This is a genomic window from Actinotalea ferrariae CF5-4, assembly GCF_000603945.1.
GTDB lineage: Bacteria > Actinomycetota > Actinomycetes > Actinomycetales > Cellulomonadaceae > Actinotalea > Actinotalea ferrariae.
In genome coordinates, this window is record NZ_AXCW01000069.1 from 1 (window position 1) to 21,596 (window position 21,596).

At 69.8% G+C, this 21,596-nt stretch carries 17 protein-coding genes and 1 pseudogene; 7 read left to right on the forward strand and 11 right to left on the reverse strand.

The window, feature by feature from the left end; genetic code table 11:
• Window positions 1-350: 350 nt before the first annotated feature.
• The 4 genes from N866_RS08325 (at window position 351) to N866_RS08340 (ending at window position 4,277) form a co-directional block, all read left to right on the forward strand.
• Window positions 351-1,181: an amino acid ABC transporter substrate-binding protein gene (locus N866_RS08325; RefSeq protein ID WP_034225196.1), complete on the forward strand. Its 831-nt coding sequence runs from the start codon at window positions 351-353 to the stop codon at window positions 1,179-1,181.
• 21 nt (window positions 1,182-1,202) lie between these two features.
• Window positions 1,203-1,871: an amino acid ABC transporter permease gene (locus N866_RS08330; protein ID WP_034225198.1), complete on the forward strand. Its 669-nt coding sequence runs from the start codon at window positions 1,203-1,205 to the stop codon at window positions 1,869-1,871.
• Window positions 1,858-2,676: an amino acid ABC transporter ATP-binding protein gene (locus tag N866_RS08335; RefSeq protein WP_034225200.1), complete on the forward strand. Its 819-nt coding sequence runs from the start codon at window positions 1,858-1,860 to the stop codon at window positions 2,674-2,676. The genes N866_RS08330 and N866_RS08335 overlap by 14 nt, the downstream gene beginning before the upstream one ends.
• Before the next feature lie 488 nt (window positions 2,677-3,164).
• Window positions 3,165-4,277 (forward strand): prolipoprotein diacylglyceryl transferase, encoded by a 1,113-nt coding sequence (locus tag N866_RS08340; RefSeq protein WP_081802458.1) that lies wholly within the window; start codon window positions 3,165-3,167, stop codon window positions 4,275-4,277.
• Between the two features lie 75 nt (window positions 4,278-4,352).
• Here the strand turns inward: N866_RS08340 and N866_RS08345 are convergent, their stop codons facing one another.
• The 8 genes and pseudogenes from N866_RS08345 to N866_RS08375 form a co-directional block, all read right to left on the reverse strand.
• Entirely contained in the window at window positions 4,353-4,616 is a 264-nt protein-coding gene (locus N866_RS08345; protein ID WP_216699403.1) for a hypothetical protein, read from the reverse strand.
• A gap of 317 nt (window positions 4,617-4,933) precedes the next feature.
• A complete protein-coding gene (locus tag N866_RS22380) occupies window positions 4,934-5,251 on the reverse strand; it encodes a glycosyl hydrolase family 65 domain-containing protein (protein WP_342668396.1) in 318 nt (105 codons plus the stop codon).
• Between the two features lie 30 nt (window positions 5,252-5,281).
• Window positions 5,282-8,053 (reverse strand): annotated as a pseudogene (locus N866_RS08350) (HAD-IA family hydrolase); the annotation flags it as partial.
• 126 nt (window positions 8,054-8,179) lie between these two features.
• Window positions 8,180-8,599, reverse strand: coding sequence for a hypothetical protein (locus N866_RS22085; protein WP_216699404.1), 420 nt, complete (start codon window positions 8,597-8,599; stop codon window positions 8,180-8,182).
• A 67-nt stretch (window positions 8,600-8,666) separates the two neighbouring features.
• Window positions 8,667-11,114, reverse strand: a complete 2,448-nt coding sequence (locus N866_RS08360; RefSeq protein WP_034225221.1) for a heavy metal translocating P-type ATPase — start codon at window positions 11,112-11,114, stop codon at window positions 8,667-8,669.
• Window positions 11,115-11,194: 80 nt separating this feature from the next.
• Entirely contained in the window at window positions 11,195-12,250 is a 1,056-nt protein-coding gene (locus N866_RS08365) for a type II glyceraldehyde-3-phosphate dehydrogenase (protein WP_034225207.1), read from the reverse strand.
• Between the two features lie 98 nt (window positions 12,251-12,348).
• Window positions 12,349-12,627 carry a metal-sensitive transcriptional regulator gene (locus tag N866_RS08370; protein WP_034225209.1) on the reverse strand — a complete coding sequence of 93 codons (279 nt, stop codon included), beginning with the start codon at window positions 12,625-12,627 and terminating at the stop codon, window positions 12,349-12,351.
• Window positions 12,628-12,703: 76 nt separating this feature from the next.
• Window positions 12,704-15,487, reverse strand: coding sequence for a heavy metal translocating P-type ATPase (locus N866_RS08375; RefSeq protein ID WP_034225211.1), 2,784 nt, complete (start codon window positions 15,485-15,487; stop codon window positions 12,704-12,706).
• Window positions 15,488-15,954: 467 nt separating this feature from the next.
• On the opposite strand from N866_RS08375, the gene N866_RS08385 reads away from it, so the two are divergent.
• Window positions 15,955-16,986, forward strand: coding sequence for a potassium channel family protein (locus tag N866_RS08385; RefSeq protein ID WP_034225213.1), 1,032 nt, complete (start codon window positions 15,955-15,957; stop codon window positions 16,984-16,986).
• Window positions 16,987-17,072: 86 nt separating this feature from the next.
• On the opposite strand, the gene N866_RS08390 is transcribed toward N866_RS08385, so the two are convergent.
• Both N866_RS08390 and N866_RS08395 read right to left on the reverse strand, forming a co-directional pair.
• Complete coding sequence (locus tag N866_RS08390; RefSeq protein WP_245612446.1) at window positions 17,073-17,678, reverse strand: DUF305 domain-containing protein; 606 nt, start codon at window positions 17,676-17,678, stop codon at window positions 17,073-17,075.
• Window positions 17,679-17,755: 77 nt separating this feature from the next.
• Window positions 17,756-18,154, reverse strand: coding sequence for a four-helix bundle copper-binding protein (locus tag N866_RS08395; RefSeq protein WP_034225215.1), 399 nt, complete (start codon window positions 18,152-18,154; stop codon window positions 17,756-17,758).
• A 294-nt stretch (window positions 18,155-18,448) separates the two neighbouring features.
• Between N866_RS08395 and N866_RS08400 the strand changes: the two genes are divergently transcribed.
• Both N866_RS08400 and N866_RS08405 read left to right on the forward strand, forming a co-directional pair.
• Window positions 18,449-19,633, forward strand: a complete 1,185-nt coding sequence (locus N866_RS08400; protein WP_052022624.1) for an IS256 family transposase — start codon at window positions 18,449-18,451, stop codon at window positions 19,631-19,633.
• Window positions 19,634-19,845: 212 nt separating this feature from the next.
• Window positions 19,846-20,235: a hypothetical protein gene (locus N866_RS08405; protein WP_034225217.1), complete on the forward strand. Its 390-nt coding sequence runs from the start codon at window positions 19,846-19,848 to the stop codon at window positions 20,233-20,235.
• Window positions 20,236-20,305: 70 nt separating this feature from the next.
• Here the strand turns inward: N866_RS08405 and lnt are convergent.
• Window positions 20,306-21,596 (reverse strand): apolipoprotein N-acyltransferase (lnt, locus tag N866_RS08410; protein ID WP_034225230.1); only part of this gene is annotated, 1,291 nt, incomplete at its 5' end.

A 21,596-nucleotide genomic window follows, 5' to 3' on the forward strand; every position in this document is an offset into this window, starting at 1 on the left:
TCTCACACGGCTTGACACGTTCCGGTCGGGCGTCGGCCATCCGCGTGGCGCCTGTCGGGCAGAAGGTCCTGGTGGGTGCGGACTTGGCTGTGGTGCACTGTGGCTCATGCGCCCCTCCGTGCCTCGTGAGCCGTGTCGTTCCGGCCATGTGCGCACGTCGTGTTGTCCGGGTCCGCGCTTCCGCTGAGCCCCCTGAGCCGCCCGTCGTCGACCGGTCCGGGACCGGTCTGACCCCGCGGGCCGCCCGCGTCCGGATGCCCTCGAGCGATCGGGAATCCCGCGCACGCCGGCCCGTGTTGCCCAACCCGTTGAAGCGTCAACCGACGCTTGCCGTCTCCCGAAGGATCACCATGACCAGGTTCCCCCGGATGCTGTCCCTGAGCGCGGCCGTGACCGCTGCTGCCCTGGCCACCGCCGGCTGCTCCGCCGCCGACGACGACGCGACACCGGCCTCGACCGCGGGCGGGCAGGGCGACACGTCCTGGGCCGACGTGCAGGAGGCAGGGGTCCTCGTCGTCGGCACGGAGGGCACCTACCGCCCGTTCTCCTTCCACGAGGAGGGCTCCGGAGACCTCGTCGGCTACGACGTCGAGGTGATCGAGGCGGTCGCAGAGGAGCTGGGCGTCGACGTCCAGTTCGAGGAGACCCAGTGGGACGCCATCTTCGCCGGCCTGGAGGCCGGGCGCTTCGACCTCATCGCCAACCAGGTGTCGATCACCCCGGAGCGTGAGGAGGCGTACACGTTCACCGAGCCGTACACCGTCTCCAACGGCGTCGTCGTCGTCCGGGCCGACGAGGACTCCATCGACTCCTTCGAGTCGCTCGAGGGCAAGGTGACCGCGCAGTCCCTGACCAGCAACTGGAAGGCGCTGGCCGAGGAGAGCGGCGCGCAGATCGAGGCCGTCGAGGGCTGGGCGCAGGCCGTCGCGCTCGTCGAGCAGGACCGGGTCGACGCCACGATCAACGACAAGCTCACCTTCCTGGACTACGCCAAGAACAACGACGCCTCCGGGCTGAAGGTGGCCGCCGAGACCGACGAGCAGTCCTACAGCGCCTTCGCCCTGGCCCAGGGCCGTGACGAGCTCGCCCGGGCCATCGACGAGGCGCTGGCCACCCTCGCGGAGAACGGCACGCTGGCGGAGATCTCGGAGAAGTACTTCGGCGCCGATGTCTCCCGCTGACCGGCGCGGGGGACGACGGCCGTGAGTCCGGAGACCCTCGAGCTGGTGACGGACTCGCTGTGGCCGATCGTCCGGGGGGCTGTCACCGGCACGATCCCGCTCGCGCTGGTGTCGTTCGCGCTCGGCCTGGTCATCGCGCTGGTGGTGGCCCTGATGCGGCTGTCGAAGCGGCGCTGGCTGTCGGCCCCCGCGCGGGCGTACATCTCGGTGGTCCGGGGCACGCCCCTGCTCGTCCAGCTGTTCGTGATCTTCTACGGGCTGCCGTCGATCGGGCTGGTGATCGACCCCTGGCCCAGCGCCGTCGTGGCGTTCTCGGTGAACGTGGGCGGCTACGCCGCCGAGGTGATCCGTGCCGCGATCCTCTCGGTGCCCAAGGGCCAGTGGGAGGCGGCGCACATGGTGGGGATGCCGCACGCCGTCGCCCTGCGGCGCATCATCCTGCCGCAGGCGGCGCGCGTGTCCGTGCCCCCGCTGTCGAACACGTTCATCAGCCTGGTGAAGGACACGTCCCTGGCGTCCCTCATCCTGGTGACCGAGCTGTTCCGTGAGGCGCAGCAGATCGCCGCGTTCAGCCAGGAGTTCATGGTGCTGTACCTGGAGGCGGCGGCGGTCTACTGGGTGATCTGCCTGGTGCTGTCCGCTGCGCAGGGCCGGCTCGAGCAACGATTGGACCGCTATGTCGCCCGCTGACCACGACGTCCTCGAACCACCCGGTGGCCACGGGCCGCCGGGTGGTACGGGCGAGCCGGTCCTGGTCGTGGAGGGGCTCGGCAAGAGCTTCGGGGACCACACGGTGCTGCGGTCGGTCGACCTGCGGGTTCGCAGGGGCCAGGTGCTCGCCATCATCGGCCCGTCCGGCTCGGGCAAGACGACGGCGCTGCGGTGCCTGAACGGCCTGGAGCGACCGGACGCCGGCCGCGTCCTCGTCGGCTCCGACGTCGCGGTGGACTTCTCCCGGGGGGCGTCACGCACGCAGCTGGCGGCGCTGCGCGACTCCTCGGCGATGGTCTTCCAGCACTACAACCTGTTCCCGCACAAGACCGTCCTGGAGAACGTGCTCGAGGGGCCGGTCGTGGTCCAGCGCAGGCCCCGTGAAGAGGTGACCGCGGAGGCCCTCGAGCTGCTGGGGCGGGTGGGGCTGGCCGAGAAGAGGGACGTGTACCCCTTCGAGCTCTCCGGCGGTCAGCAGCAGCGCGTCGGGATCGTGCGGGCCCTGGCGCTGCGACCCACGCTCCTGCTGTTCGACGAGCCGACGTCCGCCCTGGACCCCGAGCTTGTCGGGGACGTCCTGGGACTCATCAAGGAGCTCGCCGACGAGGGCTGGACGATGGTGATCGTCACCCACGAGCTGCAGTTCGCCCGCGAGGTCGCCCACGAGGTGGCGTTCATCGACGGTGGCACGGTCGTCGAGCGCGGGCACCCGGACCAGGTGCTCCGGGACCCACGGGAGGAGCGCACCCGGCAGTTCGTGCAACGGCTCCTGCACCCCTTCTAGCGATCGCTTCTCTGGTGGTGCTCCGTCGCACCAGGCTGCAGCAATGGTGCACCGCCATATCGCCACCGTGCGGAAGGGTTGGACTCTTCAGTAAACCTTGACGCTTCTCGAATGATCAGCACAGGATTCCCTCGGCATCGTGAGGCCGGCATCTGTTGCGGGTCCTACGAGAGGCGACCATGGCACGTCGATCAGCCAAGAGGCGACCCCCGGGGCCGCGAAAGACGTCCGCGGCAAGCCCGGAATCGGTGCCACCCCCGTCGGGCCGCTCGATGCACGATGCGGCTCATTCCCCGGCACACGCTCCGATCGATCCACTGCCGCTCCGGTTCCCCCTGCTGGCAGTCCCCCGGCGGGGATCTCCCGAGCCGCTGGACCCTCCACCTGACGTACCCCAGCCCAAGAGCAGCAGGACCACCCGTAGCGCCGCCGTCGTCGGAACTCCGACGCCGGCCCCGGGCCCGGCGCCGCTGCCTCCTGCACAGCCGATGCCGCGGCTGGCACGGATCAGCGGTGCGGGGGGCACCGCCAGCGCTGTCGAATTCGTCACGGCGCCCTTCCCATTCATGGGCGAATTGCGACCGCATGCACTTGGCATCACCTACTGGTTCGATCCTCCGACGATGCCGATTCCGTATGAGGTGGCGGTCCGCCTCACCGGCCACCGCCTCGACGTCCAAGGTGCCCGCACCCCCGCCGACGACTTCGTCGCTGTCGCCAGGCTCGCTGAGGTCCGACCAGACAGCGGTCGGACGGCCTTGACGCACCGCGTCGTGGGCAAGGCTCCAGGGCGCTGGCACGTCACGGCGGACGCCCTGGCCAGGACGAAGGGCCGCTCTGAGGTCGTGCGACTGCCCTCTGCGGAAGCCGTCGGAGCATCGACCTTCAGGGCGGTGGCAACGATGCGGGCACCTGGGGTGATGCCGGGTGCCTGGCCCGCGATGGTCGGGCTCGGCGTGGTGTTGGCCATGGTCCTGCAGAGCGTCCTGGCTCGCGTGCACGGCCTCGCGCCCGGCAAGGTCCTGGTCCTTGCGCTCGTGGCCAGCGTCCTGGGCGCGATCGGCGCGAAGGCCTACTACCGGCTGACGCACATGAACGACCGCGCGGGGCCGCTGTTCTCCGGCCTGAGCGTCCAGGGTTTCGTCATCGTCGCGACCACCACGTTCGTCATCGGTGGGGCGGTCCAAGGCCTCGCTGTGGGGCACCTCCTGGATGCCACGGTGCCGGCACTCCTCGTCGGTCAGGCCGTCGGCCGGCTCGGCTGTCTCCTGGCCGGATGCTGTGCCGGGGTCCCTACAGTCTCCCGATGGGGTGTCTGGTCATCCGACCGCCGCGTGGGAACCCGTCGTGTGCCGGTGCAGCTCATGGAAGCCGCCGCGGCCGCAAGCCTGGCGGTAGTGACGACGGTCATCGCGTGGCTTGTGCCGCCCCCATGGGCGGGTCTTCTTTTCGTCGGTGGGCTCGCTGGCTACGTTGTCGCCCGCCAGCTCCTGTTCCCGCTCCGCGGGCTCCCGCGCTCGACGCGGCACGGGCGGCATGTCACGTTGACGTTGGCTGGTCTCGCACTGGTAGGCACGCTCGGGGCAGCCTTGATCGCCTGACGTTGCCAGGCCGGGGACGAGGGCGCGCTGTCTCCCGGCTCCCACCCGACCGCGTTGTCAGCGCCGATCGCCATGTCATCGGGCGCCTGCGGGAGCCGGTGCGGAGGGCTCCGGTTCAAGTGCCGCGCCTTGAGGCGCAGCCGGCGCCTGCTGCACCGGCAGCTGGAGCCACTTGAGCAGCAGGGCGTTGACGGTGAGGATGACCGTGGAGCCTGACATCGACAGGGCCGCGATCTCTGGACGCAGCATCAGGCCGAAGGCGGGGTAGAACACCCCGGCGGCGATCGGCAGCGCGATGGCGTTGTAGCCGATCGGGTCTGCTGCACGAGTAGGTGACACCTGGTCTGGCTTGCCGTGGGTGAGCGGAGGAGGATGTCGTTGTGCCCAAGCCCCACCCTCGCGAGTTCCGTGACGACGTCGTCCGGGTGGCCCGCAACCGTGGTGCAGGTCAGAGTGTCAATCAGCCCTGCAGCCATCCCCCCTGCTCCTCAGCCTCAAGAGGGGGGCTTGACCCCGAGTAGTGGACACGCGGTATGGCTACGCGCCGGCTTGCAGCGTAGCGAGGGCGTGGGTGTGCTCGTAGGTGATAGGGCCAGGTGGTTGAACGCTCCCTGTGGAGAGAGGCCGCTCCGGACTGAAGCGGCGCCGTCGGCTACTCAGTGCGTCTCTTCGGGGTGCCACGTGTCGGCCTCGCGGCGGAACCGACGCCTGGTGCCTGCTGCCAGGGTGGCCTCGTGCGCGCCGATGCGAAGTCGCACATGTGGGTCGGTCGCGCACGGATCGGCAGTGACGGTCACGGTGTTGTCGTCGACCGAGACCTGGAGGCGTTGCCCGCGGTGCTGCATGCGGAACCGAAGGCGACGCTGCCTGGCGGGCAGGGACGGGTTCAGGACGACGGTGGCGCCCTCGGTGCGTAGGCCGGCGAAGGATCGGGTGAGGATGTCGATGGAGCCGGCCATGGCGCCGAGGTCCATGCCTTCCTGGGTCGTTCCCCCCTGGGTGTCGTCCAGGTCGGCGGCCAGGGCTTCGCGGAAGACGTCCCACCCGCGGGCCGGGTCCAGGCCAGCCAGGACCGAGGCGTGCACGACCCTGCTGAGGGTCGAGCCGTGCACGGTGCGGGCCAGCTAGTAGTCGACAGTGCGGCTAAGGATCTGACTGGTCGTGGGGTAGCCGAGGCGGTCCAGCATCCCCAGGAGTTCGTCGGGCCCCAGGAGGTAAGCGAGCATGAGGACGTCAGCCTGCTTGGCGAGCTTGTACCGGTTCGTGCTGTCGCCCTCGGCCTCGAGGATCAGGTCGAGACGGCCGATGCTGCCGTACCGGCGGCGGTAATCGTCCCAGTCGAGCTCGGCAAGCTCTCCGTAGCCTGCGAACTGAGCGATGACACCGTCGGGGAGGAACGGCACGCTCAGGCGCCGGCTCAGCTCCCCCCAAGCAGCGGCCTCCTCGGGCCGGATGCCCAGGCGGGCGTGGACGTCGTCGCAGCCGTGCCCGGCCACCTCACGGAGGACGTCCACCGCACGCCGGCAGACCCACGCGGTGAGCACGTTGGTGTAGGCGTTGTCGCTCAGGCCCGCGCCGGGATCGTCTGGGTAGCCGTCGTGGTACTCGTCCGGGCCCATCACCCCACGGATGTGGTACCGATCCTCGGCGGTGTCGTGGCTCGCCAGGGCGGTGAAGAAGCGGGCGACTTCGATGATGAGGTCAGCGCCGCGCTCGGCGAGCCAGGCGGCGTCACCCGTGGCCTGGTAGTACTGCCAGGCGTTGACCGCGACGGCGAGCCCGACGTGGCGCTGCCGATGGGAGTTGTCCGGCATCCAGCGGCCCGAGCGTATGTTGAACAGCATCACTGGGGTCTCCTCCCGGCCCTCGCTGCCGGACTGCCAGGGGAACATCGCTCCCTGGAGGCCGGCCTGGGTCGCTGCGCTGCGGGCGGCATCCAGGCGCTGCCACCGGTACTGCAGCAGGCCTCGGCTGACTTGCGGTAGGCGGGCGGTGACCACCGGCAGGGCGAACGGCTCGTCCCAGAAGACGTGCCCGCGGTACCCCTCGCCGTGCAGCCCGCGGGCCGGTACGCCGGCGTCGAGTTCGGCGGTGTGTACCGAGAGGGTCTGCAGCAGGTGGAACACGTGCAGGTTGAGCACTAGCCGGGTCTGGGTGTCGGCGTCCAACTCAACGCCGAAGCGGTCCCACAGCCGTGCCCACGCGGCAGCGTGAGGGCCGAGGAGGTCCTCGAAGCCGCCCAAAGTCGCGTCGAGCTGACCGAGCACTGCCGACAAGGAGGAGGCGATGGCCGGGTCCCGTGAGGTCACGATTGCGACCGTCTTGTCAATGGTGACCGGTTCGCCGTCGCTGACCGGCAACTGTAGGGCGTGCCAATGCAGCTCGCCGTCGTGCTCCAGGACTGCGTCCGGAGCTGCCTGGTCGACGGTGGTCCGGGCCCCGACAGCGATGTGAATCTGGCTCTGCACGGTAGCGACCTCCACCACCAGCCTGCCCGGTCCGGCGTCGTGGACACCGGTGGTGCGCAGGTGACGGTTGGCCAGGGCGGAGTACTCAGCGACGTTGGAGTTGACCACCCCGGCATCGACCCCGGAGCGCACCCGCAGAGTCCCGTTCCACCCTTCGGGCACCACGGTGGTCTCCAGCGCCGCGACGTGCCGGCGGGCCATGGAGACCATGCGCCGCTGCCGCAGACGCATCCGGCGCCCGGTGTCGTCGGTGAGCACCGCGGTTCGGGTGAGCACTCCGCGGCGCAGGTCGAGCTCGCGTCGCTCGTCGGTGGCCGTCAGGCCGCCGACGGACCACCACGGTCCTTCAGTGGCGAGGTCAAGGACCAACCAGTTGGGTGCGTTGACCAGGTGCTCGTCCTCCACCTGGCGGCCGTGGACCGTGGAGACCAGCCGGTTGTAGACACCGGCGAGGCAGGTCCCGGGGTAGTGCACCCCGTCTGCGACGCGCTCTGGTGCCGCGCCCCGGGTACCGAGGTAGCCGTTGGCCAGGGTCGTCAACGCCTCGCGATGACCCTCGTGGGCGGGGTCGAAGCCCGCGTACACCAGCGTCCATGGGTCGGCCCGGAGGGCACCGAGGTCCAGCTGGGCGACATCCTCCACGACCAGATGAGCGCCGGCGTCCTCGAGCTCGCTCCGCTGCCCCGCCCGGGCCACGCCAACCACCAGCCCGAAGCCCCCCCGAGTGGCAGCCTGAACGCCGGAGACGGCGTCCTCCACGACCGCAACACGGTCCGGGGGTACCCCCAGCTCGTGCGCCGCCTGGAGGAAGGTGGCCGGGTCGGGCTTGCCCGCCAAGCCGAGTTCGCCGGCACGCTCACCGTCGACCACGACGTCGAATGCGCCGGACAGACCAGCGGCCGTCAGCAGGCCCTGAGCGTTGCGGCTCGCCGTGACCAGCGCGACCGGCACACCACCGGCCCGTAACCGCTCCAGCAGCCCGACCGTGCCGGGAAACGCCCTGGCGCCTCGCTCGGCGAGCAGGTCGAGGTAGATCTCGTTCTTCCTCATCCCCAGACCGTGGACCGTCCACTCACCCGCAGCGTCCTGTCGCGTCCCCAGTGGGACGTCAACCCCACGGGCGGCGAGGAAGGCAACGACCCCGTCCTCCCGGGCCCGCCCGTCGACATAGCGCCGGTAGTCCGCGTCCGTGTCGAACGGCTTCCTGGCGGCCGCACCCGTGGCGCGTGGATCGGCGAGCACCCTGTCGAAGAGCCGTCGCCATGCCTCGGCGTGCAATGTGGCGGTGTCGGTGACCACACCGTCCATGTCGAAGATCACGGCCTCCTGCGGCGGGACAGCCCCGGTCGGTGCAGGTGCGTGCCCAGAACCGGCAATCTCTGGCGTCGGATGTCTCACGGTCTCCTCCGATCGGTTCGCCGGTCCCGTGCCGCCTCAGGTCGGGCTCAAGTTCTCCAGCGGGTCAGTGGTGGGGCCGGGCAGAAACTGCGATGGCGGCGTCGAAGCAGTGGATCGCCATCGGGGGGTCCACATGGCCGCCAGCACCGCGGTCAGGCCCACGGCGGTCCACCCGCCGGGGCGCTCACCCAGGACGACGACGGCCAGGAGAATGCCGAGCAAGGGCGTCAGGAACGTCCACGTTGTCAGCGTGTCGAGGCGGCTGCGGCGGACCTCGGTGAACCAGGCGACACCCAGGGCCAGCAGGACCACCCCGGCACCCAGGGCACCCAGGGCACCCAGGGCTGCGAACCACAGCAGCGGGGCATCGCGCAGCCCCCAGTCGATCAGGACGAAGCACACCGCCCACGCCGCGGTGATCCACAGCGTGCGACCCCAATCCGGGCTCGTCGTCATCGCCCCACCCTCCGGGGAGGCCCGGACGCTGGGGGCCGCCGCCGCGTGGTGCACTCCTGCTCGCATGTCAGCGGATGCCTGCCGGGACCGGCGCGGTCGGCTCGGGCTCCTCAACGACGCCCTTCGGCGCGCCGGGGAGGTGCTGTGCCGGCAGCCTGAGCCGCTTGAGCAGCAGGGCGTTGACGGTGACGATGACCGTGGAGCCCGACATCGACAGGGCCGCGATCTCCGGACGCAGCATCAGCCCGAAGGCGGGGTAGAACACCCCGGCGGCGATCGGCAGCGCGATGGCGTTGTAGCCGATCGCCCAGGCAAGGTTCTGCCGCTCCTTGCGCACGGTGCCCCTGCCGATACGCAGCGCCACGGACACGTCCAGGGGGTCCGAGCGCATCAGGACGATGTCGGCCGTCTCGATCGCCACGTCCGTGCCCGCGCCGATCGCGATGCCGATGTCCGCCTTGGCCAGCGCGGGAGCGTCGTTGACGCCATCGCCGACCATCGCCACGGTCTTGCCGGCCTGCTGCAGCTCGGCGATCTTCTCCGCCTTGTCCCCAGGGAGGACCTCTGCGATGACCGTGTCGATACCGAGCTGTTCGGCGATGCGCCGGGCCGTGGCCTCGTTGTCTCCGGTGAGCATGACCACCTCGATCCCCGACTCGTGCAGCGCGGCGACAGCGGCCGCGGCCGTCTCGCGGGCGGCGTCGGCCAGGGCGATCACCCCCACTCCACGTCCATCGACGGCGACCAGCACCGCGGTGCGACCGGACGCCGCCAGCTCGTCCCGCCTCGAAGCCAGGTCGCCGAGGTCGACGCCTTCTTTCGCCATGAGGCGGAGGTTGCCCACCAGCACCCGCCGCCCGTCGACCACTGCCGTCGCGCCATGGCCCGGCACATTGAGGAACTCACTGACCTCCCGCCCGGGCACGCCTAGCCGAGCGGCGTGGGTCTCGATGGCCCGGGCCAGGGGGTGCTCGGACTCCCGTTCGACGGCAGCGACCAGGGCGAGCATCTCCTCCTCGCTCATGCCCGCCACGACGACGTCGGTCACCTCCGGCTCGCCCTTGGTCAGGGTGCCGGTCTTGTCCAGCACGACCGTGTCGATCCGCGCGGTCCCCTCCAGGGCTGTGGCGTTCTTGAACAGCACCCCGCGCTGCGCACCCAGCCCGGTGCCGACCATGATCGCGGTAGGCGTAGCCAGACCGAGCGCGTCCGGGCAGGTGATGACCACCACTGTGATCGCGAACAGCATCGCCAGGGCAATACCGGCGCCGGCGAGCATCCAGATCACGAACGTGGCCCCGCCACCGATCAGGGCGACGAACACCAGCCAGAACGCGGCCCGGTCGGCCAGGCGCTGGCCGGGGGCCTTGGAGTTCTGGGCTTCCTGGACCATCTTGACGATCTGCGCCAACGCCGTGTCGGCGCCGACCTTCGTGGCCCGGGCGCGCAGGGTCCCCGTGGTGTTGATCGAAGCCCCGATCAGCTCCGCCCCTGGTGCCTTGTCCACCGGCATGGACTCCCCGGTCACCATGGACTCGTCGACCTCGGACTCCCCCTCCTCCACCACCGCATCGACTGGGATCTTCGAGCCCGGACGCACCAGCAGCAGGTCACCGACGACCACCTCCGACGTCGGTACCTCCACCGGCTCGCCGTCACGGAGCACGACCGCCTGGGACGGCGCGAGCTCGAGCAGCGTGCGCACGGCGTCGTTCGCCCCACCCCGGGCTCGCATCTCCAACCAGTGCCCGAGCAGCACGAAGGTGGTCAGGACCGTAACCGCCTCGTAGAAGACCTCTCCCCCGCCGGTCAACGTCACCACCAGGCTGTACAGCCAGCCCGCACCGACGGCCACAGCGACCAGGACCATCATGTCCAGCGTCCGGGCCTTCAATGCCCGGTAGGCGCCATCGAAGAAGATCCACGCCGAGTAGAAGACCACCGGCAAAGACAAGACCAGCGAGAACACTTCATCGCGCAGCCCGAAGGGCGCCGGAACGGTGAACCCCAGGACCTCGCGCCCGATCGGCGACCAGAACAAGATCACCACCGACAGAACCGCCGCGACCAGGAACCGGTTACGCATGTCCCGGGCCATGTCCGCCATCGACCCGCCGTGCCCGCCGTGACCCATCGCCTCTTGCGCGGACTGCTCGGTCGGCGCGTCGCCGTCCTTGTCCCCGTGCCCGGTGTCCCCGTGCGTGCCATGGCCCTCGGCCCCGGTGCGGGTGTCGTCTGGGGGCCGGGCCTCGGTCGAGGCCGGCTCCGCCATCGGGTGGCACAGGTGGCCCGGTACCGACTGCCCGGCGCAGTGGTACCCGCAGTCGTTGACCCAGCTCACCAGCTGCGCAACGGATGTCTCGTCCGGGTCGTAGGTGACCGTCGCCGTCTGCGAGACGGCGTTGGCCTCGACGGCCAGCACGCCCGCCTGGCGCATGAGGGTCTTCTCGATGACCGGCTCGGAGGTGGCCCAGTGCAGACCGCCCACCTCCAGCACAGTGGACTGACGCTTCATGATCATGACTTCCTTGCCCGGCCTCGTGGCCGATCGATGGTGCTCCGCGCCGGGCGCGGGGGGTGGCCCGTCATGTCCCGTCAGGCGGGTACCGCGCGCAGGGCGTCGGGCAGGAAGTCGCGGCGCATTCCGAGGACCTCGTCGGTCGTGGCGATCGAGGTGGGGCCGTCGGTCACGGTTCCGGCCAGCGCCCGGATGGCGTCGATCGTCTCGGGGATGACGATGGACTCGTTGTTGACCTGGTAGGTCAGGTAGGCCTCGTCCCCTTCGACGGTCAGGACGTCTTCCCACACTGCGACCTCCCACATGTCCCCGCGTGGCCGGCCCAGGTCGCGCATCAGCTCGACCGTGGTGTTCGAGGCGGTCAGCCCGTCCGCCATGCGGATGAAGGCGATCCGGGGTGCGGCGCGCAGAGTTTCGAGGACCTCCTCGCGGCTGGCCGGTCGGGTCAGCTGCAGGGTCCAGAAGTGGGTGTGGGTCTGGGTGTGGGCGGCCTTGGCCGCGATGGTCACCACGTCCAGGTCGGGCCGCACCGTGCGGGCGTCCGGGCCCTGGTGGGAAGGGATGGAGCTCTCGGGCACCAGCGTGTTCATGATGCCGCCCTGGTGGGACTCGCCCGGGTCGGTGGCCCGGCGGATCAGAACCCCGCGGGCCCGGGCGAGGAGCTCGGAGTCCTGCAGGGCACCAAGGATGCGCACGATGCTGGTGGTGTTGCACGAGACCACCCGCGTCGCGTCCCGGCCGAGCGCCGTGGCGTAGTTGGCCTGGGCGACGAAGGAGTGGCCGGTGGTGGCGTGCGACTCCCCTCCCTGGAAGACGGCCTTGACCCCGGCGGCCCGGTAGGCCTCGAGGTTGAGGGCCGCGACCTTCTTCGGCGTAGTGTCCACCACCACGTCCACCTGGCTGAGCAGGTCGGCCAGGGTGCCGGCCACCGGCATCCCGGCAGCCCGCATCGCGGTGCCCGCGCCCGGGGTGGCAGCGAACACGTCCAGGCCGAGCCCGACAGCGGTGCGCACGCGCCAGTCCGTGGCGACGTCCGCCACCCCGACCAGCTCCATGTCAGGCATGACGCGGACAGCATCCGCGACCCGCTTGCCGATCACTCCGTAGCCGTTGACAGCAACCTTGATGTTCATCCTGGCCTCCAGTACCTGTTCCCTATCGTGTGTTCTCTGAATGGGCATCGCGGCCGAGGTTGTGCCGTGGTCGACGGCTCCGCAGTGGTTCTATCGCTCTAGCTGCGGACCAGGCGGGCGATCGCGTCGGCGGCTTCCTTGAGTTTGGCGTCCTTCTCGGGTCCGCCGGTTTGTGCGGCGTCGACCAGGCATTGGCCCATGTGATCCGCGAGCAGTCCCAGGGCCACGGCTTGCAGCGCCCGTGAAGCGGCCGATACCTGGGTGAGGACGTCGATGCAGTACTTGTCCTCCTCGACCATGCGGGCGATCCCCCGGACCTGACCCTCGATGCGGCGCAACCGGATGAGCAGGTCCTGCTTGGAGTCGGTGTCGGTCATCAGGTCCTCCTGCCAGAAGGTGCCCGGGACGCCGCCGCTGCCAGTTTCGGTGGCGCCCCCGGGGGGTTCGTCGGATTCAGGGCGCCACAGCGGTGGCGTACCGGGCGGGGTCGGCGCGGAAGGTCTGCGCGCAGTGCTGGGAGCAGAAGTGGTATGTCCCGCCCTCGTGCTCGGCGGTGCCGGCCGCCGACGCAGGGTCGATGCTCATGTCGCAGACCGGGTCGGTGACCTTCTGGTGCTTCTCGGACATGGCGTGCTCCGTTCGTTCGTCGTCGTCTTTCCCTATCTCCACCACCGGGTCGGTGGCGGCGACATGGACGGACTCGGGGAGAGGACGTGGGGTGAAGGTGCGCAGGCGGTTGGCGTTGGTGACCACTGACAGCGAGGACAAGGCCATAGCAGCCGCGGCGATGATCGGGCTGAGCATCCAACCGAACGCGGGGTACAGGACACCGGCAGCGATCGGGATGCCGATCGCGTTGTACATGAACGCGAAGACCAGGTTCTGGCGGATGTTGCGCATGGTGGCCCGGGACAGGTCCACGGCTGTGACCAGGCCGGACAGCGCGCCGGAGATCAAGGTGATGTCAGAGGACTCGATGGCCACGTCGGTGCCGGTGCCGATCGCCGACCCGACGTCGGCCTGGGCGAGGGCAGGTGCATCGTTGATGCCGTCCCCGACCATCCCGACCACACGACCCTCACCCTGGAGCCGTTTGACTTCGGCCGCCTTGTGCTCAGGCATGACCTCGGCCACCACACGCCCGATGCCGACCTGACGGGCGATCGCCGCCGCGGTGGCCCGGTTGTCCCCGGTCATCATGATCACGTCGATGCCGCGCTGCTGCAGCGCCGCAACGGCGGCCGCCGAGCCCGCTTTGAGGGTGTCGGCCACACCGATCACGCCGGCGAACCGCCCGTCGATGACCACGAGTATCGGCGTCTTGCCGTCGGCGGCGAGCCGGTCCGCGTCGCGGGTTCGGGCAGCGACGCCGACGCTGTCGAGCAAGCGCCGATTCCCGACTAGAACCTCGCGACCCTGGACCAGGGCACGCACTCCTTGACCGGTCACCGAGTCGAATGCGCTCACCTCCGGCAGCTGGATCCCGCTGTTCAGCGCCCCGGCCACGATCGCCGCTGCCAGGGGGTGTTCGGAGGAGCGCTCCACCGCCGCGACCAGGGTGAGGAGCTCCACGTCGGTGAACCCGTCCGCGGGCAGCACGTCGGTCAGCGCCGGGGCGCCCTTGGTGATGGTCCCGGTCTTGTCCAGCACGACAGTGTCGAGCTTGTGGGCCGTCTCCAGCGCCTCGGCAGAGCGGATGAGGATGCCCGCCGTGGCGCCCTTTCCGGTGCCGACCGTGATCGACAGCGGCGTGGCGAGCCCCAGAGCACAGGGGCAGGCGATGATGAGCACCGACACGGCAGCGACCAGTGCGAAGACCGAGGCCGGCGGTGGGCCCACCAACGCCCAGATCACGAACGTCCAGATCGCGATGCCGATGACCGCCGGGACGAAGTAGCTCGACACATGATCCACCAGCCGCTGGATCGGTGCCTTGGAGCCCTGCGCCTGCCGCACCAACCTGATGATCTGCGCCAGCATCGTGTCCGCACCCACCTTGGTCGCGGTGTATCGGAACGCCCCGGTCTGGTTGATGGTGGCGCCGATGACAGCGTCACCCGGGCCCTTGGTCACCGCGATCGGCTCACCGGTCACCATGGACTCGTCGACCGCGGAGGTCCCCTCCACCACCTCCCCGTCCACGGGCAGCTTCTCCCCGGGCCGGACCGCCACCACGTCACCAACAAGAACCTCGTCGATCGGCACCTCCAGCTCCTCGCCGTCACGGATCACTCGTGCGGTGCGCGGCTGCAGGCCGATCAGTGTCCGGATCGCCTCCCCGGTGCCGGCCTTGGCCTTGGTCTCCAGCAACCGGCCCAGCAGAATCAGCGTGATGATGACCCCGACCGCCTCGTAGTACACCTCACGGGTCTCCACCGGCAGCAGACCAGGGGTGAACGTCACCACCAGGCTGTAGCCGAAGGCCGCGATCGTTCCGAGCGTGATCAGGGAGTTCATGTCCGCGGTGCGGTGCGACAGCGCCAGCCAGCCGGTCTTGTGGATCGGCCAGCCGGTGTAAAGCATCACCGGGGCGATGAGTACCAGCTGCAGCCAGGGGTTCAGCAACACCTCGGGAACCCACGCGGCGGCGAAGAGCTCCATCGCCATGACGGCAACCAGGACCGGGAACGTCAGCACGGTTCCCACGAGTACCCGGCGACGCAGGTCTGCGATCTCTGCGGCCCGCTCCCGCTCCTCCGCGTCCCCGTCCTCGGCTTCACCGGGCGGCGGCCTGACCGGTTCCGGGCGCGACGACTCTTGCCCGGCCGGACCGCGCGCGGAGGCGCCGTCATCGAGGGCGTTGTCGTGGCCGGTCGGTCGCTCCGCGACCGCAACACCACCACCGGTCCCCTGCTCGGGCGACTCGCCCACGACCCGCACCCGCCCGTGCAGCATGTTCATCCCACACGCGAAGCCGTACTCCCCCGGCACAGTGGGCGTGAACTCAACGGCAGTCGTAGCGTTCGCGGGCAGACTCTGGTTGATCTTAAAGTCCGGGAACACCACTCGAGACGAGCAGTCACCGCTCTCCTGCCGGTCGAACACCAGGCGCACCGGAACCCCGGCCACCACCTCGACGAGGTCAGGGCTGTAGCCGCCGCGCACCGTGACCACGACCTGCTGCAACCCGTCCGCGACGTCAGCACGACGAGACTTCTTCGGACCGAAGAAGTACCACCCGAACAGCGCCGTAAGAACGACGCCACCAACGACAACTGACAGCTCGAAACCACTCATCTCAACACCTCCGCAGACACGGTCGAATCCGGGGCGGTCAATGAAAACCCTGCGTCCTCGACCGCTGCCTGCACGGCCTGCCGCTCAGGGGTCGAACCGGCGAGGACAACCAGGCGGGACGCCCCACCGGCGACCAGCTCGACCCCGACCGACCGCACGCCGGCCAATGAACGAACCCGTTCCATCAACAGGGCCAGGCAGGCACTGCACGTCAGGCCCCAGACCCTGTAGCTCTTCCTTCTCACAGCACGACCTCCAATACCCCAGGTGGGTATGCCATCCAGGTAACGCTCCCCACGTGTTGAACGCACAACGAATGGATGAAGGTCCGATGAAGACAAGGGTTCGGTGTCCGCATACCTGGGTGCCGGGGATCGCCCGCGGCGAAGACGGCTCGTGCTCCTCGACCGGACCCGGCCCTGTCGATGTGACGGGCCTGCCGTCGTCGCCGATGCTAGGAGCGCGACGTGAGCAACTGCTCGTCCTGCGAGAAGAGGGGCTGGACCGTGGAGGACGTCCTGCTGCGCGTGGCCGGATCCGCCGTCGTGCTGTTGGTCGCGCTTGATGCACTGACCACGACCGTGACGGTCAGCGGCGGGGCGGGGCCGTTGACGCGCCGGGTGGCGGAGCTGCTCTGGCGAGGCTTCCTACGGTTGCACCGGAGCGGCGTTCCGTCGCTGCTGCAGCGGGCCGGCCCGGTGCTGCTGGTGACCACCGTGCTGGTCTGGGTCCTTCTACTGTGGCTGGGATGGACGCTCGTGATGCTGACGGCAGGCGTGGTCGACGCGACGACCCGCGAGCCGGCAGGTGTTGCTGACGTCGTCTACTACACCGGCTTCACGATCTTCACCCTCGGCGTCGGCGACTTCGTCGCCACCACGAGTGCGACCCGAGTTCTCACGGCCGCCGCCAGCTTCACCGGGCTGTTCGTGATCACCTTGGCCATCACCTACCTGATCTCGGTCGTCTCGGCGGTCGTCGCTCGCCGAGCTCTGGCGGTCCAGATCGGCACCCTCGGCTCACACCCGGCAGCCATGGTGACCGGCGGGTGGGACGGCCAGGAGTTCTCGTCTGCGTTCGTTCAGCGACTGGTCAACGTGACCAAGGATCTGGCCACCGGCGCCGAGCAGCACCTGGCCTACCCCGTTCTGCACTACTACCACAGCCGCACCAGGGCGACCGCCGCGCCACTGGCCCTGGCGCACCTGGACGAGATGCTGTTCCTGCTGCAAGAGATCGTCGACGAAGGTGCGCGCCCGGAGGCGGCTGCCGTGGCACCGACCCGTCGTGCCGTGGACCGGTACCTGGAGGCGGTCATGGCTACCTCGAGCATGCCGGTGCAGGTCGACGGGCCACCGCCGCTACCCGACGTGTCGGTGATACGGAGCGCCGGCATCCCCGTGGTCGACGAAGCCCACCTGCGGATGGCGGCGGTCGCGGCGGCGGACCGCCGGCGCAGCCTGGCCACGATGGTCGCGAGCGACGGCTGGACCTGGTGACCCCGCCGACTTGAGCCAGCCACCAGGACATGGCAGCTCGGCCTAACACTTCTCGGTCGGAGAGATGCTCTGTGGAACGGGGGAGCCTAGTCCGTTGGGCAGGTGCGCTCGGCCGAAGCCGGGAACTCCGGGACCTGACGCGCCTGAGCCTGCTCGACCGTCGTCGCCGGACCGTTGCGCTCGATGTCCTGGATCAGCCAGTCCATCTCGTCGATCTCCCGGCGCTGCGCCTCGCTGATCTCCACTGCCAGCTCGCACACCCGCACATCATCGATCTGCGCCCGCTCGGAGCGGGTGATCGCCAGGGAGTGGTGCGGGATCATCGCGCTCATCCACGACTGGTCCTGCACGGTGACCTGACTGCGGTCCAGCACCACGCCGGCACCCAGCAGCAGGACGCTCGCGACGACGACGGCCACGTTCGCCTTGGTGCTCTTGTACATGTTAAGCATCCAGGCGAACATCACCAGGCCCATGGCCCCACCCATGGTCAGCGCCATGAAGAGCCGCGACTCGCTCCACCGCACGTGGTCCCACTGGTAGGTGCCGACGAACATCGTCGCGTACATGACGACCATCCCGGTGAGGATCATCGCCGCGAAACGCAGGTACATCATCCGCATGTGGCGCCGCTGGTCGTGCGCATCCTGCTGCTGGTCCTGCTCGACCTGCTTGTCCTCATTCGCGTGCATAAAACTGTCCCTTCAGTCTTGTCGCAGCCGACCAGGAGGTGCCCGTGCCCCCGGGGCGCGGGCACCTCCGTGCGCCGTCAGAGGGCGTTCAGCAGCTCGGTGCAGGCGTCCTCACAGGCGCGGCACACGTCGGCGCAGACTCGGCAGTGCTCATGCATCTCGGCGTGCTGGGAGCACTCGTCCCCGCATGCGCGGCAGGCGGCGATGCAGGCCTCGAGGTGCGCGCGGGTGAGGTTGGCGTCGTAACCGGTGTGCCGGGACAGGATGCGTGCGGTGGCCGCGCAGCTGTCCGCGCAGTCCAGGTTGGTGCGGATGCACTTGCGTAGATCAGCGACCATCTCCTCGCTGAGGCACGCGTCGGCGCAGGCGGTGCACGCTTGCGAGCACTCCACGAGCGCATCGACAACGCGCGCCAGGAGCTGGCGGTCGAGGTTGATCTCGGCTGGGTAGGTCCCCATCATCTCGGTCGTCTTCATCGTGTCTCCTCGGGTCGGTCGGACGGCGGCCGCGATGTGCCACCGGGTATCTCTCGACGCTATGGACACGCTCGACGGCCCGCACGCCGAGGAGTCGCCACCTCGATGAAGGTTCGATGAAGGGACCGCGGGTAGCCGTTGACTCGCTGTTGCAGCGCGATGCGGCCTCTGGTGACGTCCCTGGGGGTGGTGTAGTTCTCGATCTTCTTCGTCGTGGTGCCGTAGACGAAGGAGGCCATCGTGCGATGGTCAGTGAGACCGGACTAGGGAACTCACGGAAGGACACATCGCACGATGGCTATGGACCAGTCTGCCCTGCTGGAGCTGCTCGCCGCACTGAAGGACACCGACGTCAGCGACCGGGTCAGGGCCGCGACCGAGCGTCTGTACCAGGAGCTGATCGATGCCGAGGCGACCGCGGTGATCGGCGCGGGACCCTGGCAGCGCACGAGCGAGCGGACCACCCAGCGCAACGGGTCCCGGGCGCGGACATTGACCACGACCGCGGGGGACCTGGACCTGCGGATCCCGAAGCTGCGCACGGGGTCGTTCTTCCCCTCGCTGCTGGAACGGCGCCGGCGGGTGGACCAGGCGCTGTTCGCGGTGGTGATGGAGGCGTACCTGCACGGGGTGTCCACCCGCAAGGTCGATGACCTGGTCAAGGCGCTGGGCGCGGACTCCGGGATCTCCAAGTCCGAGGTGTCGCGGATCTGCGCGGGCCTGGATGAGGAGGTGACCGCGTTCCGGGACCGGTCCTTGGCCGAGGCGGCGTTCCCCTACGTGTTCGTCGACGCGACGTACTGCAAGGCCCGCGTCGGGCGGCGGGTGGTGTCCCAGGCGGTGGTGATCGCGACCGGGGTCCGCGCCGACGGGCACCGGGAGGTGCTCGGGTTCGACGTCGGGGACTGCGAGAGCGGGGCGTTCTGGACCAGCTTCCTGCGCTCGCTCAAGGCCCGCGGCCTGCGCGGGGTGCAGCTGGTCGTCTCCGACGCCCACGAGGGCTTGAAGACCGCGATCGCCTCGGTCCTGCTCGGCTCGACCTGGCAGCGGTGCCGGGTCCACTTCACCCGCAACGTGCTGGACGCGGTGTCCAAGACCAACGCGGAGATGGTCGCCGCCGCGATCCGCACGATCTTCGCCCAGCCCGACGCTGCGCACGTGCACGAGCAGTTCGACGTCATCGCGACCATGCTGGGCCGCTCCCACCCCAAGGTCGCCGCGATGCTCACCGACGCCCGCGAGGACCTCCTGGCGTTCACCGGGTTCCCCGTGCCGCACTGGAAGAAGGTCTGGTCCACCAACCCCCTGGAGCGGCTGAACAAGGAGGTCAAGCGGCGCACCGACGTCGTCGGGGTCTTCCCCAACCCCGCAGCGCTGCTGCGCCTGGCCGGCGCGGTCCTGGTCGAGGCCCACGACGAATGGGCCGCCACCGACCGCCGCTACCTGTCCGAACGCTCCAGGCCCAGCTCGCGGCGATGACCGCCCTGACCGCGCAGGAGGTCGACACCCCCGAACTGCTCACGGCATGATCAACGCACTGACCCGCACGGTGTCGAGCAACTCCACCACCCAGCGGGACGTCACCCGGCCTCTGGCCCCGAAGTCGAGCGCGGAACGTAGGGCGGTCGAAGTTGACACCACCTTGAGCGCCCGTGAGTCTGCCCTTCACAACAGATCGTCACGATGGAGCCATGACGGTCGAGGACGCTCTGCAACCACCGCGTGCGGCCATCGCTCGGGAGCCGCGCCGCACCGTGTCGACCGCAGTCACTGGTGTGCTGGGTGCCGCGAGCGGTGTGGCTCCTCACGTCCTGCATCACGCCGGACCGCTCGTCGGCACGGCCCTGGTCGCGGGCGCGGGCGGCACGGTGCTCTTCGGTGTCCTCGGGCTGGTCGCGTCCGTGCCGTTGCTGCTGAGGCTGAGGCGTCGATTCCGCAGCTGGTGGGCCCCTGGCCTGGCGTTGCTTCTCTTCTCGGCGCTCTTTCTCGTCTCGTCCTTCGTTGTCGGACCTCTGATCAGCGGCGCGGAAGAGCGACCCGTGACGGTGGACTCACCGGCCCACGGCTCTCACCACAAGTAGCGTCCCCGGCAGCGGGGACCCCAACGCCCCACGATCGGACTCGCTTGACACGTGGGGGCCCCGCTTGTCGTCACGCTCTGCCGCGCAGTCGTAGCCGGCCGAACGCGGTGGTCGCCAGAAGCGTCAGGGCGGTGGCGTCGATGATCCCCGCCGGCCAGGCACCGAGGCGGTCCGCCAGGGTCAGGGTCGTCCGGAGCGGGAGGTCCGCAACCATCTGGTCGCTGGTGAACAGCGCGGTGCGATCCAGGACCGCACCGTCCGGCGCGATCACGGCGCTGACGCCCACGGTCGACACCTGGACGGTCGCCCGGGCGTGCTCGACGGCGCGGAACCGCGACATGGCTAGCTGCTGGGTCGACTCCTGCGTCAGACCGAAGGAGGCGTTGTTGGTCGGGATGACGATGAGCTCCCCCCCGGCGACGACGGACTCGCGGATGAGGTCGCCGTATGCGACCTCGAAGCAGATCGCCGTGGCGACCCGGACCGGCCGACCGAGCGCGGCGATCGGCACGTCCAGCACACCCGTCGCGGCGCCGGCGGCCATGTCGGTGGTGACCCGGTCGACATCGGGTGAGAGGCGCCGGAAGACGTCGCGGTACGGGACGTACTCCCCGAACGGCACGGGCCGCTGCTTGGTGTACGCGTCCGTGCCACGGGAGCCAGGTGTCCACACGAGGTAGTCGTTGTACCGGACGCGGTCGGCGTACCGCTGGGTGCCGAGCAGGATGGGGGCGCCCGTCTCGCGGGCGATCGAGTCGATGGCCTCCGCGAGCTCGTCGTCCGTGCGGGGGTCGATGTCCGAGGCGCTCTCCGGCCAGACGACGAGGTCCAGGGCTCCCACCCCGGCCTCGCGCAGCAGCGCACGGGTGCCGGTCACGTGGTTGGCGGCCACCGCTCGCGCCTGCGAGGTCGCATCGGCGCCGCGGGTGGGAACGTTGCCTTGGACCGCGCCCACGACCAGGGTCCCGGCCTCCGCCGTCGTGGGCGTGGGCAGGAGTGCCGGGGTCAGCGCGAGCACGCTGGCGGCCGCGAGCGGTGTCGCGATCCGCCCGGCCGGGGCGCCCCGGTTCCAGCGCGTCGCACCGACGGCGAGGAGCGCGCCGATCGCGGCGGTGACTGCGCTGACCACCGTCGTGCCGCCGACCGACGCGAGCGGGATCAGCGGAGCGTCGGTCTGGGAGAACGCCAGCAGTCCCCAGGGGAAGCCACCGAAGGGCACCCGCCCTCGCAGCTGCTCGACGGCCGTCCAGAGGATCGCCACGACGGCGACCTGCACCAGGTCGTGCCGGGCGACGAACCGCGCACGGCGCACCGCGACCCACGCCGCGCCGAAGAGCCCGGGGCCTGTCCCCGGATCCTGG